This is a genomic window from Stutzerimonas sp. FeSN7 (assembly GCF_030263795.1).
In the GTDB taxonomy this organism is placed as follows: Bacteria; Pseudomonadota; Gammaproteobacteria; order Pseudomonadales; family Pseudomonadaceae; genus Stutzerimonas; species Stutzerimonas stutzeri.
This window is the reverse complement of the sequence record NZ_JARPMN010000001.1, coordinates 1,382,620-1,404,115: the sequence shown is the minus strand read 5'-3', so window position 1 is coordinate 1,404,115 and position 21,496 is coordinate 1,382,620. Positions and strand designations below refer to the sequence as shown.

General features: G+C 65.8%; 22 protein-coding genes and 1 pseudogene. 13 read left to right on the top strand and 10 right to left on the bottom strand.

Annotated features, from left to right (window positions below):
* Window positions 1-134 precede the first annotated feature (134 nt).
* Window positions 135-944 carry a tRNA cyclic N6-threonylcarbamoyladenosine(37) synthase TcdA gene (gene tcdA / locus P5703_RS06525; RefSeq protein WP_014597143.1) on the bottom strand — a complete coding sequence of 270 codons (810 nt, stop codon included), beginning with the start codon at window positions 942-944 and terminating at the stop codon, window positions 135-137.
* A 129-nt stretch (window positions 945-1,073) separates the two neighbouring features.
* Between tcdA and dapE the strand changes: the two genes are divergently transcribed.
* From dapE to P5703_RS06510, 3 genes are read left to right on the top strand one after another with little or no spacing between them, the layout of a single operon-like run.
* Window positions 1,074-2,222 carry a succinyl-diaminopimelate desuccinylase gene (dapE, locus tag P5703_RS06520; RefSeq protein ID WP_151320595.1) on the top strand — a complete coding sequence of 383 codons (1,149 nt, stop codon included), beginning with the start codon at window positions 1,074-1,076 and terminating at the stop codon, window positions 2,220-2,222.
* Window positions 2,216-3,022, top strand: a complete 807-nt coding sequence (locus P5703_RS06515) for a putative RNA methyltransferase (protein ID WP_125912031.1) — start codon at window positions 2,216-2,218, stop codon at window positions 3,020-3,022. The genes dapE and P5703_RS06515 overlap by 7 nt, the downstream gene beginning before the upstream one ends.
* 59 nt (window positions 3,023-3,081) lie before the next feature.
* Window positions 3,082-3,453 (top strand): hypothetical protein, encoded by a 372-nt coding sequence (locus P5703_RS06510; RefSeq protein ID WP_151320594.1) that lies wholly within the window; start codon window positions 3,082-3,084, stop codon window positions 3,451-3,453.
* Window positions 3,454-3,582: 129 nt separating this feature from the next.
* On the opposite strand, the gene P5703_RS06505 is transcribed toward P5703_RS06510, so the two are convergent.
* The 4 genes from P5703_RS06505 to P5703_RS06490 form a co-directional block, all read right to left on the bottom strand.
* Window positions 3,583-3,792, bottom strand: coding sequence for a cold-shock protein (locus tag P5703_RS06505; protein ID WP_014597146.1), 210 nt, complete (start codon window positions 3,790-3,792; stop codon window positions 3,583-3,585).
* 200 nt (window positions 3,793-3,992) lie between these two features.
* Complete coding sequence (locus tag P5703_RS06500; protein ID WP_285585885.1) at window positions 3,993-5,828, bottom strand: GldG family protein; 1,836 nt, start codon at window positions 5,826-5,828, stop codon at window positions 3,993-3,995.
* 9 nt (window positions 5,829-5,837) lie between these two features.
* Window positions 5,838-6,569 carry an ABC transporter permease subunit gene (locus tag P5703_RS06495; RefSeq protein WP_014597148.1) on the bottom strand — a complete coding sequence of 244 codons (732 nt, stop codon included), beginning with the start codon at window positions 6,567-6,569 and terminating at the stop codon, window positions 5,838-5,840.
* On the bottom strand, window positions 6,566-7,489 hold the full coding sequence (locus P5703_RS06490; RefSeq protein ID WP_013983312.1) for an ABC transporter ATP-binding protein: 924 nt from the start codon (window positions 7,487-7,489) through the stop codon (window positions 6,566-6,568). Before P5703_RS06490 ends, P5703_RS06495 begins: the two co-directional genes overlap by 4 nt.
* A gap of 303 nt (window positions 7,490-7,792) precedes the next feature.
* On the opposite strand from P5703_RS06490, the gene P5703_RS06485 reads away from it, so the two are divergent.
* The 6 genes and pseudogenes from P5703_RS06485 (at window position 7,793) to plsB (ending at window position 13,460) form a co-directional block, all read left to right on the top strand.
* The gene (locus P5703_RS06485; protein ID WP_014597149.1) at window positions 7,793-8,218 is read left to right on the top strand and encodes a GNAT family N-acetyltransferase; all 426 of its coding nucleotides are present in this window, start codon (window positions 7,793-7,795) and stop codon (window positions 8,216-8,218) included.
* A 76-nt stretch (window positions 8,219-8,294) separates the two neighbouring features.
* Window positions 8,295-8,863: pseudogene (locus P5703_RS06480) on the top strand (GNAT family N-acetyltransferase).
* Window positions 8,864-8,917: 54 nt separating this feature from the next.
* Window positions 8,918-9,688 carry a class D beta-lactamase gene (gene blaOXA / locus P5703_RS06475; RefSeq protein ID WP_419723699.1) on the top strand — a complete coding sequence of 257 codons (771 nt, stop codon included), beginning with the start codon at window positions 8,918-8,920 and terminating at the stop codon, window positions 9,686-9,688.
* 67 nt (window positions 9,689-9,755) lie between these two features.
* Entirely contained in the window at window positions 9,756-10,460 is a 705-nt protein-coding gene (locus P5703_RS06470) for a class I SAM-dependent methyltransferase (RefSeq protein ID WP_017245813.1), read from the top strand.
* Window positions 10,426-10,794, top strand: a complete 369-nt coding sequence (locus P5703_RS06465) for a hypothetical protein (protein WP_151320591.1) — start codon at window positions 10,426-10,428, stop codon at window positions 10,792-10,794. Before P5703_RS06470 ends, P5703_RS06465 begins: the two co-directional genes overlap by 35 nt.
* A 164-nt stretch (window positions 10,795-10,958) precedes the next feature.
* Complete coding sequence (plsB, locus tag P5703_RS06460) at window positions 10,959-13,460, top strand: glycerol-3-phosphate 1-O-acyltransferase PlsB (RefSeq protein WP_200631961.1); 2,502 nt, start codon at window positions 10,959-10,961, stop codon at window positions 13,458-13,460.
* Here plsB and P5703_RS06455 read toward each other — a convergent pair.
* Entirely contained in the window at window positions 13,418-13,882 is a 465-nt protein-coding gene (locus P5703_RS06455; RefSeq protein ID WP_061374341.1) for an N-acetyltransferase, read from the bottom strand. The genes plsB and P5703_RS06455 overlap by 43 nt on opposite strands.
* Before the next feature lie 145 nt (window positions 13,883-14,027).
* Here P5703_RS06455 and P5703_RS06450 point away from each other — a divergent pair, with 145 nt between their 5' ends.
* Window positions 14,028-14,699 carry a DUF4197 domain-containing protein gene (locus P5703_RS06450; RefSeq protein WP_014597153.1) on the top strand — a complete coding sequence of 224 codons (672 nt, stop codon included), beginning with the start codon at window positions 14,028-14,030 and terminating at the stop codon, window positions 14,697-14,699.
* A 102-nt stretch (window positions 14,700-14,801) separates the two neighbouring features.
* Here the strand turns inward: P5703_RS06450 and dsbG are convergent, their stop codons facing one another.
* Genes dsbG through P5703_RS06430 form a run of 4 tightly spaced genes read right to left on the bottom strand, consistent with a single transcriptional unit; the run spans window position 14,802 to window position 18,484 of the window.
* Window positions 14,802-15,569, bottom strand: a complete 768-nt coding sequence (dsbG, locus tag P5703_RS06445; protein ID WP_020307119.1) for a thiol:disulfide interchange protein DsbG — start codon at window positions 15,567-15,569, stop codon at window positions 14,802-14,804.
* Window positions 15,566-16,381: a TlpA family protein disulfide reductase gene (locus P5703_RS06440; protein WP_014597155.1), complete on the bottom strand. Its 816-nt coding sequence runs from the start codon at window positions 16,379-16,381 to the stop codon at window positions 15,566-15,568. The genes dsbG and P5703_RS06440 overlap by 4 nt, the downstream gene beginning before the upstream one ends.
* A gap of 58 nt (window positions 16,382-16,439) precedes the next feature.
* A complete protein-coding gene (locus P5703_RS06435; protein WP_061374340.1) occupies window positions 16,440-17,804 on the bottom strand; it encodes a heavy metal sensor histidine kinase in 1,365 nt (454 codons plus the stop codon).
* Window positions 17,801-18,484 carry a heavy metal response regulator transcription factor gene (locus tag P5703_RS06430; protein ID WP_017245804.1) on the bottom strand — a complete coding sequence of 228 codons (684 nt, stop codon included), beginning with the start codon at window positions 18,482-18,484 and terminating at the stop codon, window positions 17,801-17,803. Before P5703_RS06430 ends, P5703_RS06435 begins: the two co-directional genes overlap by 4 nt.
* A gap of 209 nt (window positions 18,485-18,693) precedes the next feature.
* Between P5703_RS06430 and P5703_RS06425 the strand changes: the two genes are divergently transcribed.
* The 3 genes from P5703_RS06425 to P5703_RS06415 all read left to right on the top strand — a co-directional run bounded on the left by P5703_RS06425 (window position 18,694) and on the right by P5703_RS06415 (window position 21,486).
* Complete coding sequence (locus tag P5703_RS06425; protein ID WP_125459826.1) at window positions 18,694-18,957, top strand: heavy-metal-associated domain-containing protein; 264 nt, start codon at window positions 18,694-18,696, stop codon at window positions 18,955-18,957.
* A 20-nt stretch (window positions 18,958-18,977) separates the two neighbouring features.
* A complete protein-coding gene (locus P5703_RS06420) occupies window positions 18,978-19,424 on the top strand; it encodes a DUF411 domain-containing protein (protein WP_061374372.1) in 447 nt (148 codons plus the stop codon).
* Between the two features lie 277 nt (window positions 19,425-19,701).
* Window positions 19,702-21,486, top strand: a complete 1,785-nt coding sequence (locus P5703_RS06415) for a copper resistance system multicopper oxidase (RefSeq protein ID WP_285585873.1) — start codon at window positions 19,702-19,704, stop codon at window positions 21,484-21,486.
* Window positions 21,487-21,496: the final 10 nt, after the last annotated feature.

The following is a 21,496-nucleotide window of genomic DNA, read 5'->3' as shown; positions in this document are numbered from 1 at the left end:
CACGAGATGGGCTCTTTGTGTTGGGGGCAATCTTGGCGACGGCGTATGTCAGCCAAATGACTGATATGTAAATCTTTTGTGACAGCGGAACTTTCCGGGGAGCCGCATCGCAGAGCGGCTGCGGCACGTTTTCATCAGCTGCGGGCGTTGCGCTCGCTAGGCCGCCGGGCTCCGGCGACCAGTTTGTCGACCGCCTTCGCGGCGGCGACCATGCCGAAGGTGGCGGTGACCATGGTCACCGCGCCGAAGCCACCGGCGCAGTCGAGCTTGACGCCCTCGCCGACGAAGCTCTTGCTCTGGCACACGCCGCCGTCCGGCTTCGGGTAGCGCAACTGTTCGGTGGAGAACACACAGGGCACGCTGTAGGTGCGCCCCGGCGTGCGTGAGAAGTTGTATTCGCGACGCAGCAGCGAGCGCACCTTTGCCGCCAGCGGATCGTTGAAGGTCTTGTTCAGATCAGTGACCTGGATTTGTGTCGGATCGACCTGCCCGCCGGCGCCGCCGGTGGTGATGATCTGGATCTTGCGGCGCTTGCACCAGGCGATCAGCGCCGCCTTGGCCGGCACGCTGTCGATGCAGTCGATGACGCAGTCCATGTCTTCGGTGATGTACTCGGCCATGGTTTCGCGGGTGACGAAGTCGGGCACGGCATGAACCCGACATGCCGGGTTGATGGCACGGATGCGCGCGGCCATTTCGTCCACCTTCGGCTTGCCCACCGCACCGTCCAGCGCATGGATCTGCCGGTTGGTATTGGTGATGCACACATCGTCCAGGTCGAACAGGCTGATCTCACCGACCCCGCTGCGTGCCAGCGCCTCGGCCGCCCAGGAGCCGACGCCGCCGATGCCGACCACCGCCACATGCGCAGCCGTGAGCCGCTCGAGCCCGATACGGCCATACAGGCGGGCAATACCGCCGAAACGCTGTTCATCGATAGACATGCCGACTCCCCGGAGAAAAACCTGGCGATTATAAGACCTCACCGCGTGCCGACCACTGCATCCGGCCGTCACCGCCACCCCGGCTTTGCTTTAATATGACGCCCTTTCCCCCGCCGTACCGGAGCCGTGATGACCGCCCCCGCCCTCTCCCCGACCCTCGCACTGGCCTGCGAGCTAATCAACCGCCCCTCCGTGACGCCGCTGGACGAAGGCTGCCAGCAGCTGATGAGCCAGCGCCTGGCGGCTTGCGGCTTCGCCATCGAGCCGATGCACATCGAGGACGTGGAGAACTTCTGGGCCATTCGCGGCAACGAAGGCCCGGTGCTGTGCTTCGCCGGCCATACCGACGTGGTCCCTACCGGCCCGCTGCAGGCCTGGCAGAACCCGCCGTTCAGTGCGCGCATCGACGAGCAGGGCATGCTCCACGGCCGCGGCGCGGCAGACATGAAAGGCAGCCTGGCCGCCATGGTCGTGGCAGTGGAGCGCTTCACTACCGATCATCCGAATCACAAGGGACAGATCGCCTTCCTGATCACCAGCGATGAGGAAGGCCCGGCGCACCACGGGACCAAGGCGGTGGTCGAACGCCTGCGCGAGCGTGGCCAGCGCCTGGACTGGTGCATCGTCGGCGAACCCTCGAGCACCAGTCTGGTGGGCGACGTGGTGAAGAATGGTCGCCGCGGCTCGCTGGGCGGCACGCTCACCGTTCGCGGTCAGCAGGGCCATGTGGCCTACCCTCATCTGGCGAAGAACCCGATCCACCTGGCCGCGCCGGCACTGGCCGAGCTGGCTGCCGAACACTGGGACGATGGCAATGCGTTCTTCCCGCCGACCAGCTTCCAGATCTCCAACCTGAACGCCGGCACCGGCGCCACCAACGTCATCCCCGGCACGCTGGAAGCGGTATTCAACTTCCGCTTCTCCACCGAGTCGACCGTCGAAGGCTTGCAGCAACGCACCGCGGCGATCCTCGACAAGCACGGTCTGGACTGGAGCGTCGACTGGGCGCTGTCCGGCCTGCCGTTCCTCACCGAGCCGGGTGACCTGCTCGACGGCGTGGCCAAGGCGATCCGCAGCGTCACCGGCCGCGAAACCACGCCGTCCACCAGCGGCGGCACTTCGGACGGACGCTTTATCGCCACCCTGGGTACCCAGGTGGTCGAGCTCGGCCCGGTCAATGCCACCATCCACCAGGTCGACGAGCACATCCTGGCCAGCGATCTCGATGTGCTGACCGACATCTACTACCAGACCCTGGTGAACCTGCTGGCATGCTGATCTGCCCGATCTGCCAGGCGCCGCTCAGCGCGGTGGAAAACGGCGTGGCCTGCCCGGCCAACCACCGTTTCGACCGCGCGCGCCAGGGCTACCTGAACCTGCTGCCCGTGCAGCACAAGAACAGCCGCGATCCGGGCGACAACCAGGCGATGGTCGAGGCGCGCCGGCGCTTTCTCGATGGCGGTCACTATGCGCCGCTGGCCCGACGCCTCGCCGAGCTGGCCGCCGAGCGCACGCCGCAACGCTGGCTGGACATCGGCTGTGGCGAGGGCTACTACACAGCCCAACTGGCCGCCGCGCTGCCGGATGCAGAAGGCTATGCACTGGACATCTCCCGCGAGGCGATCAAGCGCGCCTGCAAACGCGCCCCGCAACTCGAGTGGCTGGTGGCGAGCATGGCCCGCGTGCCGCTGGCCGATGCCAGCTGCGACCTGCTGGCCAGCGTGTTCAGCCCGCTGGACTGGCAGGACGCGCGACGCCTGCTCCCGCCCGGCGGCGGACTGCTGCGCATGGGGCCGACCCGCGAGCACCTCTGGGAGCTGCGCGCGCGGCTCTACGACGAGGTACGCGACTACGACGACGAAAAACACCTGTCGCTCATTCCGGACGGCATGCGCCTGACCCACAGCGAAACAATCAGCTATGAACTGCAGCTGGACGACGCCCAGGCCCGCGCCGACCTCCTGGCGATGACCCCGCACGGCTGGCGCGCCAGCGCCGAGCGGCGCGCCGCCGTCATCGACACGCCGCTGGCGGTGCGGGTTGCGATACGCTACGACTGGATCGAACGAATTTCCTAAGGCAAACGCCTCGATAGCATGCGAGGCAGGCCAAGGCACAACACAGAAGGCAGTCGCCCATGCGTCAACCCGATATCGAGATCTACCTCAGGGATGCCAGCCAGGAAGCCATCGGCGAGTGGCTGGCCGAGGCCATCGGCCCCTGCTCCGCCTGGCAGCAGAAAGGCCAGACCTTCAAGTGCAACGCCGCCGGGATTCCCGTGACCTGGCTGCCCAAGGCGGTCGGCAAATGGCACTGCCTGCTCTTGGAAAGCGACGCCACGCCCTGGACCGATGACCTGGCCTGTGCACGCGCGGCGCATCAGGCGCTGGGCGTGGAAATCCGTTGCGCCCCGGGCGGCTGGCAGGAAGAGGAAGCCGAGGAAGAGGCCGACCGCTGGATACGCGTCAGTGCCGACGGCGAAGAAGAGATCGTCTGGCGCACGGGTTGATCGCACCTGGGTCGTGAAACACCCACCAGGAACCAGCAGATTGGCCCTTGGTGGCCTGCCGCGGAGCGTCGCCAGGCTCAAAAAACAAAGCCCGTCATCAGGACGGGCTTCGTTGTTCTGCGACCGGAGTCAGAGGCCGGCGACGTCCTCGGCCTGCAGGCCCTTCTGGCCCTGGATCACCGAGAATTCCACCTGCTGCCCCTCGGCCAGCGAGCGATGGCCGTCGCCACGAATGGCGCGGTAATGCACGAACACGTCGGCGCCATTACCCCGCTGAATGAATCCATAGCCTTTTGCATCGTTGAACCACTTGACGGTCCCGGTTTCGCGCTCAGCCATTACCACTTCTCCAACTCGCTTTTTGTTATTCCTCGGAAGAGGGTTTCCACAGCCTGACCCTCGTGCATTCGTCAGCTTGCGAATGCGACTCGAAAGCAGCCGTCGCCGGAGTATAAGCCAAGGATTTCTGCTGTCAGCCCCTTTTCCGCCTCGCGTCGTCTGCCCTGCACGGCAGCCATGGCTGCCGTGCAGGGCCAGCATCAGGCGCTACGGCGGCGCCGCCACAGCCACAGCGCGAGCACGCCCAGCGTCAGTACCAGCGGTACCAGGGCGATATTGACGAATTTCAGTGTGCGCCCCAGCGCCTCGATATCGGCGTTGAGCTGGTAGCGTACCTCGCGCAGCTCTTTGCGGATGCGCACCTTTTCCTGGAGGAACTGGCGCAACGCCTGCTCCTGCTCGCCGGAGAGCTCCAATGCCTGTTCGGGGTCCGGGCTCTGCAGCTCGGCCAGCTTCTGCTCGGTATCGGCCAGGCGCTGTTGCAGCACCTCCTCCTTCTCGCGGAAGCGGTTCTCGGCCTGTCGCTGCAGCGCTTCGACCACCACGAACGGCCGGGTGAAGCGCCCGCGCGAGCGCACGCTGATCAGCGCATCGGTCCCGGAGAGGTTGTCCAGCGCATTGATCACGAAGGCGCCATTGTCGGCCCAGGGCTGGGGCACGCGCTGACCGAAAAAGTCCTGCACCTGCACCCACATGCGGTCAGCCAGCATGTCGGTATCAGCCACCGCGATGACGTTGATGTTCTGGCTCTCCTGGATGCCCTTCTCGCGCCCTTCGATACCATTGGGGAATGCCGTCTTGGCCGGGCCCTGAATGCGCGCTGCCAGGGTATAGCGCTCGCCGGTGGGCTCGAAGCCGAGCAGCAGGGTCTCCGGGTTATCCAGTGTGGCGAAGCGTTCGGCATCCACCGGCATGGCGTATTCGGAGCTGCGCATCAGCGGGGTGAAACGCGTGGTCGCCCCTTCCAGCGGCTCGAGAATGCCGGCACTGCCAAGCGTGATGTTCTCCAGCGCGGCGATGCTCACGTCATCCTGGTCCAGCGCGGCGCGCGGCAGGCTCAGCCAACCGGCATGCCGCACCGGCCGACGCTCGGCGCCCATGCCCACCGACATGCCGTAAGCGGCATCGGCGACCGCCTTCTTCGGCACCATACGCACGCCCCAGGCCTTGAACAGCGGTTCCAGATCGGAGACACGCTCCTCGCCGAACTCGCCCGGGCCGATGCCCATGCCCGGATCGATCTCGCTATGTGGATCGAGGAACACCAGGAGCTTGCCGCCGCGCAGGACGAACTGGTCGATGGCGAACAGCGTCTGCTCGGGCAGATCCTTCGGATGGATCAGCAGCAGCACCGATACATTGGTGGGGATCAGATCGACATCGCGCTGCAGGCTCTCGATATGGAACAGCTGGCGGACCTCCTCCAGCACCATCCACGGCGGCGTCGCCTGCTGCGTGCGCATGTCGAAGCCCCCGGTCAGCTGCAGGCCGGAAAGCACACCCACCACCGGCAGCTCGGCAGTCGCCAGGCTCTGCACCAGGCGGCTGACCTCGTACTCGAGAAACTCCTCCTGATCCAGCGGGAAGAACGGGATGATCTGCGTGTTCCCCTCGGCATTGGTGCCGGCCAGCCCGAAGTAGACCTTGTCACCGCCCTGGTTGAGCGGTACCGCCTGCAGGCCGAACTCGGCGGCGCGGTCTTCTTCCTCGGAGAACGGCTGCGGATCGATCACGTGCAGCTTGAGCTTGCCGCCAGAGGCGCGCTGATAGGCACGCAACATCTCCTCGACCCGACGCGCGTAGTTGCGCAGCGCGACCAGGTCCTTGGCGGTCTCGTCCGAATAGAAGAAATGCAGCTCGATGGGTGACTGCAGCCCCTCGAGGATGCGCTCGGTACCCTCGGAAATGGTGTAGAGCTTCTGCTCGGTCAGGTCCAGCCGGGCATTGGTCAGCAGCGTGCCGGTCAGCCCGTTGAACAGCAGGAATGCCAGCGCGATCAGCAGCAGCCCGGCACCGGAATAGATGACTCGTTTCATGGTGACTCCTCAGGCGGCTTTCTTCAGGTCGACGACCACGGCAGTGGCCGCCAGCCAGGCGACGATCAGCGTGACGAAATACAGCAGGTCACGCAGGTCGATCACGCCCTTGCTGATGGAGTCGAAACGGATCAGGAAGCTCAGCGAAGCCACCGCGTCGATCAGCCACTGCGGCGCCCAGGCGAGAGCGTCGAGCACCATCGGCAGACCGCTGACGATGAACAGGAAACACACCGCCACCGAGAGGATGAAGGCGATCACCTGGTTTTTCGCCAGCGCCGACATGCACGAGCCAATGGCCAGGAAGGCGCCGGCCAGCAGCCAGCTGCCGAGATAGCCGGCGACGATCACGCCATTGTCAGGCTCACCCAGGTAATTGACGGTGATGACCATCGGGAACGTCAGCAGCAGCGCGATCCCGGCAAAAACCCAGGCGGCGAGGAACTTACCGGCTACCGCCTCGAAACGGGTGATCGGCAGCGTCATCAAGAGCTCGATGGAACCGGACTTGCGCTCCTCGGCCCACAGGCGCATGGCGATAGCGGGTACCAGGAACAGGTAGAGCCAGGTATGAAAGCTGAAGAAGGGCGTCAGGTCCGCCTGGCCGCGCTCGTAGAAACCGCCCAGGTAGAAGGTGAATACCCCGGACAGCACCAGGAAGATCACGACGAACACATAGGCGAGCGGCGTGGCGAAATAGCTGCCCAGCTCGCGCTTGAAGATGACCGGCAACTGGCTCATAGCGCTTCCCCTCGCGTCAGGTTACGGAACACCTCATCCAGCCGGCCGCGCTCCACGTCCAGCTCGGTGACGGCCCAGCCCTGCTGGGCGATCAGCGCGTTGACCTGCGGGAAGATCACGTGCCCGGGCTGCGCCAGTACGGTCAGGCTGTGCTCGCGCTCGTTGCGCTCGACGCCGGCGACACCCGGCAAGGCCGCCAGGGCGACTTCGTCCAGCGGCGCATCACTGACCAGCGTGACCGCCTGGTGATGCTTCGAGCGGCTTTCCAGCTCCAGCGGCGTGCCATCGGCCACCAGCCGGCCATTGGCGATCACCACCGCGCGGGTGCAGACCGCACTCACCTCTTCGAGAATATGGGTGGAAATGATGACGATCTTGTCCTGCGCCAGCCCCTGGATCAGCTGGCGCACCTGATGCTTCTGGTTCGGATCGAGCCCGTCGGTGGGCTCGTCGAGGATCAGCACGTCAGGGTCGTGCAGGATCGCCTGGGCCAGACCGACACGCCGCTTGAAGCCCTTGGACAGCGTCTCGATGCTCTGCCCCAGCACCTTCTGCAATTCCACCTGGGCGACAGCTGCATCGACCCGCTGACGCTTGTCCGCACCGCGAAAACCGCGCACTTCGGCGATGAACTCGAGAAAGCCACGCACCGTCATGTCGCCATAGCAAGGTGCGCCTTCGGGCAGATAGCCGATCAGCCGCTGGGCCTGGAGGGTCTGGGTGCGGATGTCGTGACCGAGGATGCGGGCAGTGCCGGATGTCGGCGCGAGAAAGCCGGTCAGCATCTTCATCGTGGTGGACTTGCCGGCCCCATTGGGGCCGAGGAACCCCAGCACCTCTCCGCGCTGGACCTGGAACGACAGGTCGTCGACCGCGGTGTGCTGGGCAAAACGCTTGGTCAGGTTGCTTATTTCGATCATGGGCTCTCACCAGTGCGCACAAGGCCTGGCGTGCCGCCGCGCGACCCGAGCCAGGCCCTGCAAAAATGCCGGCGGAACTATAAGAACAGCTACTGGACGAATGCAACCACGCGGCTTGGCGGCAACGTTTGCCGGACGTTGCCGCCAAGCCTCCAAGCGATGCAATGGACCCCGCACAGGGCTTGGAGTACGTTCTCGAATCCATGGAAAGCGGCGATCGATCTGCCTGATCACGCCGCCTCTCAAGGTGGTTACCGACACATGTCCCTACGCTTCGGAGAAATTCCTGCCTCACTGGCGCCAATGGAGCTGTTGCTGCTCGCCGATCCTTCGCCGAGCAAGGTGCGCTCGTATCTGGCGGACTCGACGTGCTTCGCCGCATCGCTCGACGGGACGGTCGTCGGCATCGGTGTCGTGCGGCCGATCGGCGAAGGCGCGCATGAGCTGATGAATATCGCGGTACGACCCACCCGGCAGAAAGCGGGCCACGGCACGGCACTGCTGGAATGGATCATCGAGCACTACCGCAGGCTGGGCACCGGCCGGCTCGAAGTAGGCACGGGGTCGTTCGGCTATCAACTGGCGTTCTATCAACGCCAGGGCTTTCGCGTAACGCGAATAGAACGTGACTTCTTCGTCGAGCATTACCCCGAGCCGATCATCGAGGACGGGATCCGCCACATGGACATGCTGCGCCTCACGCTCAGCTATTCAGGTGATTCCGGTTAGCCGCGGCCAAGTCGCCGCCCTTGCTGCAAAAGGAGCGGCGAGCAACAGCCTCCTCCTTTGATCCGAGAACACTGCAATGCCGAACCCGATCGAATTCGAAACCGAACGCCTGTTCATGCGGCAATGGCGCCCGAGCGACCGGGCGCCCTTTGCCGAACTGAACGCAGACCCGCGGGTCATGGACTATTTCCCTGCTCCGCTCGAGCGCGACGAGAGCGATGCGCTGGCCGATCGCTGCCAGGCGCTGATCGAGCAGCGAGGATGGGGTTTCTGGGCCGTGGAGCTGAAGGCATCCGCCGAGTTCATCGGCTTTCTCGGCCTGCATGTACCAATCGCCGAGCTGCCCTTTTCGCCCTGCGTGGAGATCGGCTGGCGCCTGGCCTTCCAGCACTGGCACAGAGGTTTGGCAACGGAGGCAGCGCGCGGTGCGCTCGAGGTGGGCTTCGACAGGCTGGATTTGGCGGAAATCGTCTCTTTCACCACGCTCGGCAATCAGCGTTCGCGCGCGGTCATGCAACGAATCGGCATGCGCGAGGCGAGCCGCTTCGAGCATCCGAGCATACCCATCGGTCATCCACTTCGCGCACACTGCCTGTACCGTCTTTCGCAGGTGGACATCGGGCGCAGCGGATTGCAGGCGACTGAGCCCCGTCCGAACACGCTCCCACCTACAACCTGGTCCTGGTCATGCCCGTCCTGTTGCTCTCCCTGTTACTGCTCGCTGCTCCCGGCTTCGCCCATGCGGAGGACGGGGCAATTGCCCGTCTGTTCGAACGCGCGGGGGTCGAGGGGGCACTGGTCATCGAGTCCGTCGCCACGGGCCAGCGCTTCGTCCACAACGATGAACGCGCCGGCACGGCTTTTCCCGCAGCGTCCACGTTCAAGGTGCTGAACACCCTGATCTCACTGGAGGAAGGCGCCATCACCGGGGCGGACGAGATCATCCCCTGGGACGGCACCCGTTACGAGATCGAGGACTGGAACCGCGACCAGACCTTGAAGAGCGCATTCAGGGTCAGCTGCGTCTGGTGCTACCAGAGGCTGGCCCGGCGGGTGGGCACGGCGGCCTATCTGCGCCACATCCGCCAGGCGCATTACGGGCAGCTGCACGAACCTGTCATCGTCACCGAGTTCTGGCTCGATGGCTCGCTGCGGGTCAGCGCCGAACAACAGGTGGGCCTGCTGCGCCAGGTGGTCACGCGCAGCCTGCCGTACCGGGCGAACAGCTACGACATCCTCAGGACCATCATGCGCGTCGACAGCACGCCGGCTTATCGCCTGTATGCCAAGACCGGCTGGGCGGCTCGCGACAATCCTGGCATCGGCTGGTACATCGGCTATGTTGAAGCCGGCGCCGACACCTGGCTGTTCGCGCTTAATCTGGACACCCGCGATGCGACCGATCTGCCCCTGCGCCAGCGAATCGCGCTGGATGCGCTGCGGGCGAAGGGCATACTCCCGGCCCAGTGATTCTTCCAATGGTCCGCGGCAGCAACCCGGCGACGCCGCGTTCCACACCACACCAAACGGAGCCACCATGCGCAGCGACGAGATCAAAGCGGTATTCGATCAACAGGCCGCCAGCTACGACGAGCGCTGGGCCAGAACCGCGCCCATTCGCAATGCCCTGCATTTTCTTCTGGAGGCGGTGTTCGCACCGCTGCCGGCCGAGGCGCGGGTACTGTGCATCGGCGCCGGCACCGGCGAGGAAATTCTGCACCTGGCCCAGTGCCGACCCGGTTGGACCTTCACCGCGGTGGAGCCATCGGGCGCGATGCTGCACGTCCTTCGCGACAAGGCAATCCGAGCCGGAATCGAACAGCGCTGCCAGTTCCATGAGGGCTACCTGGAGACACTGCCTGAGCAGGCCCCCTTCGACGCGGCCACCTCCCTGCTGGTATCCCAGTTCATTCTCGAGCGCGACGTACGCATCGGTTTCTTTCGTGACATAGCCGCCCGACTCGGCCCGGGAGCGCTATTGGCCACCTCTGACCTGGCAGCGGACGTCACCACGCCAGCGTATGCGGCGCTGCTGGAAACCTGGCTGAACATGATGACCCTCGCCGGCATTCCCGCGGCAGGCCTGGAGCAGATGCGTGCCGCCTATGACCGTGACGTGGCGATACTGCCCCCGGAGCAGGTCGCGTCCATCATCGAGGCCGGCGGCTTTGCCTGCCCCGTGCCGTTCTACCAGGCCGGGCTGATCCATGCGTGGTACGCGCGGCGAGCCGATGCGCCCTAGCGCCCGGCCGGTCGTGCAGGCGCTGCTGATAGCCTCTCTCGCCGGCGCTTTCATCTGGGCATTGTCGCCCTGGGCCAGTGGTCAGGCCGAACCCTGGGACGGCGACGGCCTGTACTACAGTGGTGCGCTGTTTACCGCCGGCGTGCTGTCCGGTTTTATCGTGCCGCGACCGCTCTGGGCACAATACCTGGGGGTCGTCGTCGGTCAGGTGCTGTACCTGCTCCTGTTCCTGCCGCTCAGCCCGTTGCTCGCCGTGGGCCTCGCGTTTCTGCTGCTCTGGTCGCTGCTGTTTCTCGCCGGGGCCTATGCCGGCGCGCGTCTTCGTAGCCGCTGACGCGCTTCGAAACGGCTGCCTAGCGAGCCATCGCAGGTCACGAGCCGGGCAGTTGCCGGTCCGATCGGGCCCCAACCGAGCAGCGCAGGTTTTGCCCGCCCACCTCGCTTGGGGCACACTTGCCGCCTTCGAGGGCCCGCCCCTTCCACAGTCGAATCCGCCGTATGACCCGCTCCCCCGTTCGCCGTCTGATCTTCTCCCTGGTGCGCCGTGTGCTGTACACCTGGGTGCGCTCGGAGACCATCAACCAGTCCGCCTTCACCCTCAAGCTGGATCGCAGCAAGCCGGTGTTCTATGTGCTGCAGCAACCCTCGCTGAGCGATCTCGCCGTGCTCGATGCCGAGTGCAGCAAGGCCGGGCTGCCACGCCCGGTGGCCGATGTGGCGGTGGGCGAACTGGTGGAGCCGGCCGCCTTCTTCTTCCTCAATCCGGCACCCAGCTGGTTCGGCCGGCGTACCCGCCTGGTCGCGCCACCGGCGCTGGTGCGGCTGGTCGGCGCGCTGGAACACAACGCGGTAGAGAACGCGCAGATCGTTCCGGTCAGCGTGTTCTGGGGGCAGTCGCCGAATCGCGAGACCAGCGCCTGGAAGCTGCTGTTCGCCGACAGCTGGGCGGTCACCGGGCGCCTGCGCAAGCTGCTCAGCATCCTGGTGCTGGGGCGCAAGACGCGCGTGCAGTTCTCCGCGCCGATCCAGCTCAACGAACTCATCGCCCAGAACAAGGGGCACGAGCGCACACTGCGCATGGTCCATCGCATGCTGCGGGTGCACTTCCGTAACCAGAAGACCGCGGTGATCGGCCCGGACCTGTCGCACCGGCGCAATCTGGTGAAGGGCCTGGTGCACGCTCCGCAGGTCCGCCAGGCAATTCGCGAGGAAGCCGAACGCGAGAAGATCACCATCGAGAAGGCCGAGGCCAAGGCGCTGCGCTATGGCAACGAGATCGCCTCGGACTACGCCTACACGGCGGTGCGCTTTCTCGAGGTTGTGCTGTCCTGGTTCTGGAACAAGATCTACGACGGCATCCGCGTCAACCATATCGAGCCGTTGCAGGACGCCGTCCGCGGCTACGAAGTGATCTACGTGCCCTGCCACCGTAGCCACATCGATTACCTGCTGCTCTCCTACCTGCTGTTTCGCAACGGCCTGACCCCGCCGCACATCGCCGCCGGCATCAACCTCAACATGCCGGTGATCGGCAGCCTGCTGCGCCGCGGCGGTGCCTTCTTCATGCGCCGCTCGTTCAAGGGCAACCCGCTGTACACCTCGGTGTTCAACGAATACCTGCACAACCTGTTCACCCGCGGCTTCCCCGTCGAGTACTTCGTGGAAGGCGGGCGTTCGCGTACCGGCCGCATGCTGCAACCCAAGACCGGCATGCTGGCGCTGACCCTGCGCAGCTACCTGCGCTCGTCGCGCCTGCCGATCCTCTTCGTGCCGGTCTACATCGGCTACGAGCGGGTGCTGGAGGGCCGCACCTACCTCGGCGAATTGCGCGGCGCGGCGAAGAAGAAGGAGTCGATCTTCGACATTTTCAAGGTCATCGGCGCCCTAAAGCAGCGCTTTGGGCAGGTCTGGGTAAACTTCGGCGAGCCGCTCAAGCTCAACGAATTCCTTGAGCAGGAGCAACCCGGCTGGCGCCAGCAGGCCTATGCGCCGGACTATCGCCCGCAGTGGCTGAACGACGCCACCAACCACCTGGCCGAGCGCATCGCCCAGCGCCTCAACGAGGCGGCGGCCGTCAACCCGGTCAACCTGGTGGCGCTGGCGATGCTCTCCACCAGCCGTCAGGCGCTGGACCAGCAATCCCTGGCACGCATCCTCGATCTCTACCAGGCGCTGTTGCGCGCAGTGCCCTATTCGCCGCACACCACGCTGCCGGAGGGAGACGGCAACGCACTGATCGCCTACGTGAAGAGCCTCGACCTGCTCGCCGAGCAGAAGGACGCACTGGGCAACATCCTCTATCTGGACGAGCAGAACGCCGTCCTGATGACCTACTACCGCAACAACGTGATGCATATCTTCGCCCTGCCCGCACTGCTGGCGAGCTTCTTCCAGAGCAGCTCACGCATCAGCCGCGAGCAGATCCAGCGTTTCACCGAGGCGCTGTACCCCTATCTGCGTGCCGAGCTGTTCATGCGCTGGGAGGTCGAGGAGCTGGAAGCTGTGGTCGATCAGTGGCTGGCAGCCTTCGCCGAGCACGGGCTGCTCAAGGTGGACGGCAACCACTACGTGCGCCCGGCGCCAAGTTCGCGGCAGTTCGTCCTGCTCACCCTGCTGGCGCGGGTGGTGATGCAGACCCTGCAGCGCTTCTACATGGCCACCTCGCTGCTGCTCAACAGCGGCCAGCACAGCCTGAGCGCCGAGGAGCTGGAGAATCTCTGCACGGTCATGGCCCAACGCCTGTCGATACTCCACGGGCTCAACGCGCCCGAGTTCTTCGACAAGACGCTGTTCCGCCACTTCATTCAGAGCATGCAGGAACAGGGTGTGGTCAGCACGGATGCCAATGGCCGCCTGGGCTACCACGAAAAGCTCGCGGAGCTGGCCGAGGGAGCCGCCAAGCGCGTGCTACCGGCGGAGATTCGGCTGTCGATCCGGCAGGTCGCACTGGAGCGCCATCACGACGACAGCGAGGCGACGCCGCCGCCGACCGACGCCTGACGCTGCCAGGTCATCAGGCGTTCCGGGTGGCCGGTGTGTGCGTCCAGTTGCTCGCCTGCGACCTGGAAGCCGTGACGACGATAGAAGGCGATGCTGGCGTTGTTGGCGGCGTAGACGGTCAGGCTCAGCTGCTCGCGCAGGCGCTTGGCGTGCTCGAGCAGGGCCGAGCCGATCCCTGCGCCCTGCTCCGCTGGTGCCACGAAGATCGCCGCCAGGATGTCATCGAGCAGCGACACGAAGCCGACCAGCGTGCCATCCCGCTCGTAGACCCAGGTCTGCGCAGCGGGCAGATAGAGGTTGCGCATGTCATCCAGCCGCGCCTCCCAGAAACTGCGCGCGACGAAGTCATGGGCCCGGCTGGATGCCTCGAGCCAGATGCTCAGCAGCGTTTCCAGGTCATCGGGGCGGTAGGGGCGGATCATGTGAAACGTCTCCAGAACTGCGGGGGCACGACGGTAGCGCATCGTCGCCTGGATGTCGCGCCGCCGGGAATCCACTAGCATCAACGTCAGTATCCACCGGCGCTCTAACGCCAGACACGCCCCATCTGCCAGCAAGGTAATCACCATGTATCGCATCACCACTCTCGTCGCCGGCCTGGCCCTCTCCGCCAGCGCCTTCGCCCTATCTCTCGCCGACCTGACCCAGAGTGACGCCAGCGCCGGCCTCAAGGATGCCTTGAGCCAGGGCGCCAAGGTCGCCGTGCAGCAGCTCGGCCGCCCTGGCGGCTTCAGCAGCTATCCGGACGTGCGCATCGAGCTGCCGGGCAACATCGGCAAGGCTTCGCGGATGCTGAAGATGCTCGGCATGGGCGCGCAGGTCGAGCAGCTGGAGAACAGCATGAACCTCGCCGCCGAGAAGGCCGTGCCCGAGGCCCAGCAGCTGCTGCTCGATGCCGTGCGCAAGATGACCGTGCAGGACGCCAAGGCGATTCTCGCTGGCGGTGACGATTCGGCTACCCAGTACCTGAACAAATCCAGCCGCGAACAGATCCGCGCCAGGTTCCTGCCCATCGTCAAGCAGGCCACCGACCAGGTCGGCCTGGCGCAGCAGTACAACGCGGTGGCGGCCAAGGTTCCGGCGGGCCTGAACGGCAACTACGCCAATATCGAAAGCTATGTGACCGAACAGGCGCTGAACGGCCTGTTCACGGTGATCGCCGAGCAGGAAGCGAGCATTCGCAAGAACCCGGCCGCGGCAGCCACCAGCCTGGCGAAGAAAGTCTTCGGCGCACTCTGACGCACGGGTGCGCGTCTGCGCAGCTGGCGGCGGGCCGGAGCGGAACGCCCCCGCCGGGGGGGCGCTTGAATCGCTGAGAGGGCTTCAGGCCAGGGACTGTCGTCAGCGCGGCCCCAGGATGGTTTCCAGCGCCTCGGGGCGTGGCGCGCCCTGATGCTGCTGCAGCCGATCGTTGTCGTCGAGATAGAAGATCGCCGGCGTAGCCTGGGCGCCCAGCTCACTCATCAGCATCAGGTTGTCGGTGAGCTGTTTTTCCAGCGCTGCCGGGATCTGCTCCAGCGCCTTGAGTTTGCTCGCCTTGCCGGCCGCCTCGTGCGCGTTGAGCGCCGCCTGAGGATCCTTGGCGCTGAGCAACGCGGCGGACTTGCCGGCACTGTCGGCGCGCAGCATGCCGACCATGATGTGACGCAGCTGTACCTTGCCCGCCTCCACCCATGGCCGCGCCTGCTTCCAGAACATGTTGCAGTACGGGCAGTTCGGGTCGCTGAACAGATAGACGATACGTGGCGCGTCGCCCCTGCCATCGGCGATCCAGCTGCTGCCCGCCATGCGCGCCCACATCTCCTTGCCCAGCGGTTCGTACACCAGTTTTTCCAGCTGTCCGCGGGTCAGGTCCTCGCCCTTGGCGTCGAGCAGGCTGCCGATCAGCACGTGCTCGCCATCCGGCGTGAGGTACAGCGCCATGCCCTGCCCGTTGTAGCGCGCCGCGAACCCCTCCAGACCACCCGGCGCATCGAAGCGGCCGACGATCTCGGCGCCGCGCGCTTCGACGGCCTTGATCGCCGCTGGCAGCTCGTCGGCCTGAACGGCGGGAAATGCAAGCAGGCTGATGCCGGCCAGCAGGCAGGATATTGGCTTGGTTCGAATCACTGCGTAGATGCCTCTTTCAGAGTTTCCAGCGCACGCGCCAGGCTGGCGTGCGAGAGTTCGCCGAGATGGCTGCCGACCTGGCGCCCCTCGGCGTTGTAGAACAGCGTGGTGGGCAGCGCCGTGGAGCCGACGTGCTGGCCGAGCCGGCCGCCGCTGTCGAGCAGCACGTTGTCCAGTTCCAGCCCGGCCTGCTCCATGAAACGATTGATTTCGCCCTCCCCCTCGCCCTGGTTGACGAACAGGAACAGGGTATCGCTTTCCCGCGCCTGGGCCTCGGCCAGCACCGGCATTTCACGCCGGCACGGCGGGCACCAGGTCGCCCAGAGGTTGATCACCAGTGGTTGGCCGGCGTAGTCCTCCAGCGCAACCGGCCGTCCCTGACTGTCGCGCAGGGCCATTTCCGGCAGGCGGGTGCCCTGCTCGAAGGAATACCAGGCCAGGTTGCCGAAGCCCCAGCTCAGCACGCCGACCGTCAGCGCGATGCCCAACGGCCTGCGCAGTCCGCTGTCACGCCAGCCCCACCAGATGCCCAGCGCCAGCGCAGCGACCAGCCCTGGCCAGGCAATGAAGCCGCCGTCGCGAATATCGATGACGCTCAGCCAGTCGTCGCGGTAGTACGCCCAATAGGTGGCGACGAAGGCCAACCGGGCCACCAGCACGGCGACCAGCAGGAGGCGAAACAGCTGCCGCTCGGGATTACGACCGCTGCGCCGGCCGACCCGCCAGCCGACCAGACTGGCCAGCAGCAGGCTGCCGAGCAGGATCACATGGGGCATGGCCAGGGTCAGCGGGCCGATATTCAGTGTCAGCATCTACTCTCCGTTGGTTGATTCGTGTCGGTCTGGGCCGCTCGGAACATCAGGCGCGACATCAGACGGGAAACTGCAGACAGAAGGTTGTCCACCCTTGTTCCGAACGGCAGCTGATGTCGCCACGGTGTGCCTGGATGATGGAACGGGTGATCGCCAGCCCCAGCCCGGCGTTACTCGGGCTGCCTTCACGACGTGCCGGGTCGACCCGGTAGAAGCGGTCGAACAGCCGCTCCAGGTGCTCTGGCGCGATGGTCACCCCCGGGTTGGTCACCGCCAGCGTCACGCATTCAGCGCGGCGCTCGATGGTGACCCTGACCAGCTCGCCGTCCGGCGTGTAGCGCAGCGCATTGGACAGCAGGTTGGACAGCGCGCGGCGCAGCATTGCCAGGTCGCCCTGGATGGTACCGGCACCGGTCAGCTCGAAGCGCACGCCGCGCTCGTCCGCCGGCAGCTGGTAGTAGTCGAGCAGTTGCGTACAGAGCTGCTCCAGCGCCACCGGCTTGGCATCGGGAACGATCAGGCCGTTGTCGGCCTTGGCGAGGAACAGCATGTCGTCGATCATCCGCGACATGCGCTGCAGTTCCTCAAGGTTGGAATGCAGGTTGTCCTGGTACTGCTCCAGCGAACGCCCGCGCGTCAACGCCACCTCGGTGTGGGTCATCAGGTTGCTCAGTGGCGTGCGCAGCTCGTGGGCGATGTCGGCCGAGAAGTTCGACAGTCGCACGAAGGCGTCTTCCAGACGCGCCAGCATCGCGTTGAAGGCCTGTACCAGCTGCTGCAGCTCTGCCGGCGTCGAGTCATCGGGAATGCGCTCGCGCAGCGACTTGGCCGAGACCGAGGCCGCCACCTGGGTGACCTCGCGCAGCGGCCGCAGCCCGCTGCGCACCAGGAGCCAGCCGAGCAGCCCGCTGAGCAGTGCGCACAGCACCAGCGCCGCCCAGAGCCAGCCGCTGAAGGTATGGAAGAAGGCCTTGTGCGCGGTCACATCGAGCATGACCAGCAGCGTCAGGCGCCGCCCTCCCACCTCGACATGCCCCGCTTCGCCCCGCCAAACGCGGCCCTCCAGGGTCAGTTCACCCTCGTTCTCGCCGATCAGCATGAGCAGCGACGGCTCCGCCGCCTGCTGCTCCGGTCGGGGGAAGAGCTGCGTGCCGGCCTCGTCGAAAACGAAGCCGCGCATCTCGCTATGGCCATCCAACAGCACTTGCAGCTGCGGCCGCACGCGCTCGAAGTGCTCCAGGTCGTCCAGGCCGGTCAGCAGACGTCGGCTCGCCTCGAGTTTCTCGTGCAGCGTGTGGCGGTCCAGCTCATCGAAGTGATGCTCGCTGAGCTGGCCGAAGAAATAGCCGGCCGCCGCCAGCACGCCGGTGACCGCAAGCATGAACATCAGGCTCAGCCGCGCGGTGAGCGACAGCCGGATCATGGCGCGTCCGGCTCGTCGAGCATGTAGCCCATGCCGCGTGCGGTATGGATCAGCTTGGGTTCGAAGCCGTCGTCGATCTTCGCCCGTAGCCGGCGGATCGCCACCTCGATGACGTTGGTGTCGCTGTCGAAGTTCATGTCCCACACCTGCGAGGCGATCAGCGATTTGGGCAGCACCTCGCCGCGCCGGCGCAACAGCAGTTCCAGCAGGGCGAACTCCTTGGCGGTCAGGTCGATGCGCTGACCGGCGCGCGTGGCGCGACGCTTGAGCAGGTCGACCTGCAGGTCGGCCACCTGCAGCTGGGTCTGCAACGCCGTCGCACTGCCGCGCCGCAGCAGGGTGCGTACCCGCGCCAGCAGCTCGGAAAAGGCGAACGGCTTGACCAGGTAGTCATCCGCTCCCAGCTCCAACCCCTTGACCCGGTCCTCGACACGATCCCGCGCGGTGAGGAACAGCACCGGCACCTCGTTGCCCGAGGCACGCACCAGTCGCAGCACTTCCCAGCCGTCCAGACCCGGCATCATCACATCAAGGATCAGCAGGTCGTAGGGCACGCTCAACACGTGCTGCAGCGCATCGGTGCCGCTGGTGACGCGGTCGACGGTGAAGCCGGCCTCGCTCAGCCCCTGCTGCAGGTAGGTGCCGGTTTTCGGCTCGTCTTCGGCGACCAGCAGTTTCATGCGGATATTCCATCGGTGGTGGACGGTGCAAGTGTGGCAGCGCCGCACACCGCTGCGCCACGAAGCTGACAGAAAAGTAATCTTGCGCTCAGCCTCCCGTCAGGCCGCTCGCGTTAGCGTGAGGCCCAGCACATCAGGCTTGACCTTGCCATGGCGTCAAGGTCGAGCATCGCGCCAGCTCCCTGGAACTGGCAAGCGAGGAACCACCCATGAACAGTATTCGACTCAAGGTCACCGGCATGAGCTGCGGTGGCTGCGTCAGGCATGTCACCGCGGCGCTGCAGGCGCTGGAGGGTGTCGAACGCGTCGAAGTGGACCTGGCCGGCGGCCTGGTTCGGATCGACGGCAGTGCCGATGACGCGAACCTGGTCGCAGCGCTCGCCGAAGCCGGATACCCCGCCGAAACCCTCGACCGTCGCAGCGCCTCGGCCGCCCGCACAGGTGGATGTAGCGGCGGTTGCTGCTGCAGCTGAACTCAGATCTGGAGAAACGCATGAAACCTCATCTCACCGTACTCGCCGCACTGCTGATGTCCGGGGCGGCTCAGGCCGCCGAGGTCATCGATGTACACCGGGACGCCAACTGCGGCTGCTGCAAGGACTGGATCAAGTATCTGGAAACCAATGGGTTCGAGGTGCGCGACCATGTGGAAGTCAACATGCTGCCGGTCAAGGAGCGCCTCGGCGTGCCGCCGCGCCTGGGCTCGTGCCATACCGGCGTGATTGGCGGCAAGTTCGTCGAAGGCCACGTGCCGGTGGCGGCGATCCGCGAGCTGCAGCAGCGCGACGATCTGGCCGGAGTCGCCGTACCGGGCATGCCAGCCGGCTCGCCGGGCATGGACTACGGCCAACCGCACCAGCGCTATCAGGTGATCGGGCTGACCAGTCAGGGCCATGACCTGGCGCTGGGCGACTATCTCGGCAGCCAGCCACTTCGCTGAAAGAAGCTCGCCTGGCGGGCGGCAGCGCGCGGGCCGCCCCTCCGCAGGCCCCCTGCCTGCCGATGGTCGCTGCAGGTGTCGTCGCCAGGCGCGGTGACAGACCAAACGGCCCGCTCGCTTACCCTGTCAAGCTGCCGTCAAAGCCTCCCGGCCAGCAAGCTGACAGAACCGTAATGTTCGGCTCAGCTTGTCGTCAGATGCGGCGCGCTATGGTGAGCGACAGGACTGCTGCGACTGTTTGTCCAGCGCAGCCACATCGCACATGAACAGGACCAGCATGCACTCGACCAGCTCTCGGCGCACCTTCGTCAAAAGCCTCGCCGCCGGCGGCGCCTTCGCCGGACTCGGGCTGTGGCGCCAGCCCGTCTGGGCGCTGACCAGCCCCGGCCAGCCGACGGTACTCAGCGGCAGCCAGTTCGACCTGACCATCGACTCCATGAGCGTCGACTTCACCGGCCGCCGGCGCACCGCCATGGCCATCAATGGCAGCATTCCCGGCCCGCTGCTGCGCTGGCGCGAGGGTGACACCGTGACCCTGCGCGTGCGCAACCGCCTGCCGCAGGACACCTCGATCCACTGGCACGGCATCCTGCTGCCGGCCAACATGGACGGGGTGCCCGGCTTCAGCTTCGCCGGCATCGCGCCGGACGGCATGTACGAGTACCGCTTCAAGGTCAAGCAGAGCGGGACCTACTGGTATCACAGCCACTCGGGCTTCCAGGAGCAGCTCGGCGTCTACGGCCCGCTGATCATCGATCCCGAGGAGCCCGAGCCGTTCGCCTACGAGCGAGACTATGTGGTGTTTCTCTCCGACTGGACCGACGAGAGCCCGGCGCGCGTGCTGGCCAAGCTGAAGAAGCAGGCCGACTACTACAACCAGGGCCGCCGCACCGTCGGCGACTTCATCAACGATGTCGCCGACCAGGGCTGGCGCAAGACCTTCAGCGACCGCTGGGCCTGGGCGAAGATGAACATGTCGCCCACCGATCTCGCCGACGTCAGCGGCGCGACCTACACCTACCTGCTCAACGGCCAGGCCCCGGACGCCAACTGGACCGGGCTGTTCCGGCCGGGCGAGCGCATCCGCCTGCGCCTGATCAACGGCTCGGCGATGAGCTACTTCGACTTCCGTATTCCCGGCCTCAAGCTCACCGTGGTCGCCGCGGACGGGCAGAACATCGAGCCGGTAACGGTCGACGAGATTCGCCTGGCGGTGGCGGAAACCTATGACGTGATCGTCGAGCCGGACGGCAGCCAGCACGCCTACACCCTCTTCGCCCAGGCCATGGACCGCAGCGGCTACGCCCGCGGCACGCTGGCCGTGCGCGAAGGCCTGCAGGCCCCGGTGCCCAACCCCGATCCGCGCCCCGAACTGACCATGGACGACATGGGTCATGGCGATCACGCCGCCCATGGCCAGGCTGCCGCAACGCCCGCGCAGGACCATGGCGCCCACGCCGGACACGGCGGCCATGGCGCGATGGATCACGGCCAGATGAACCATGCCGCCATGGGCCACGGCTCGGATGGCAGCGGGATGCAACCACATCCGGCCAGCGAGACCAACAACCCTCTGGTGGACATGCAGACCATGATGCCGGTGGCCAAGCTGGACGACGCAGGCATCGGCCTGCGCGACAACGGCCGGCGCGTGCTGACCTATGCCGACCTGCGCAGCGCCTTCGCCGACCCGGATGGCCGCGAACCGGGCCGCACCATCGAACTGCACCTGACCGGCCACATGGAGCGCTTCTCCTGGTCGTTCGACGGTATTCCCTTCGCCGACGCCGAGCCGATCCGCCTCCGGTACGGCGAGCGGGTGCGCTTCGTACTGGTCAACGACACCATGATGCACCACCCCATTCACCTGCACGGACTGTGGAGCGACCTGGAGGACGAACACGGCGACTTCCTGGTGCGCAAGCACACCATCGACATGCCGCCGGGCTCGAAACGCAGCTACCGGGTCACAGCAGACGCCCTCGGCCGCTGGGCCTACCACTGCCACATGCTGATGCACATGGACCTCGGAATGTTCCGTGAAGTCCGCGTAGAGGAATGACGGAGAAGCC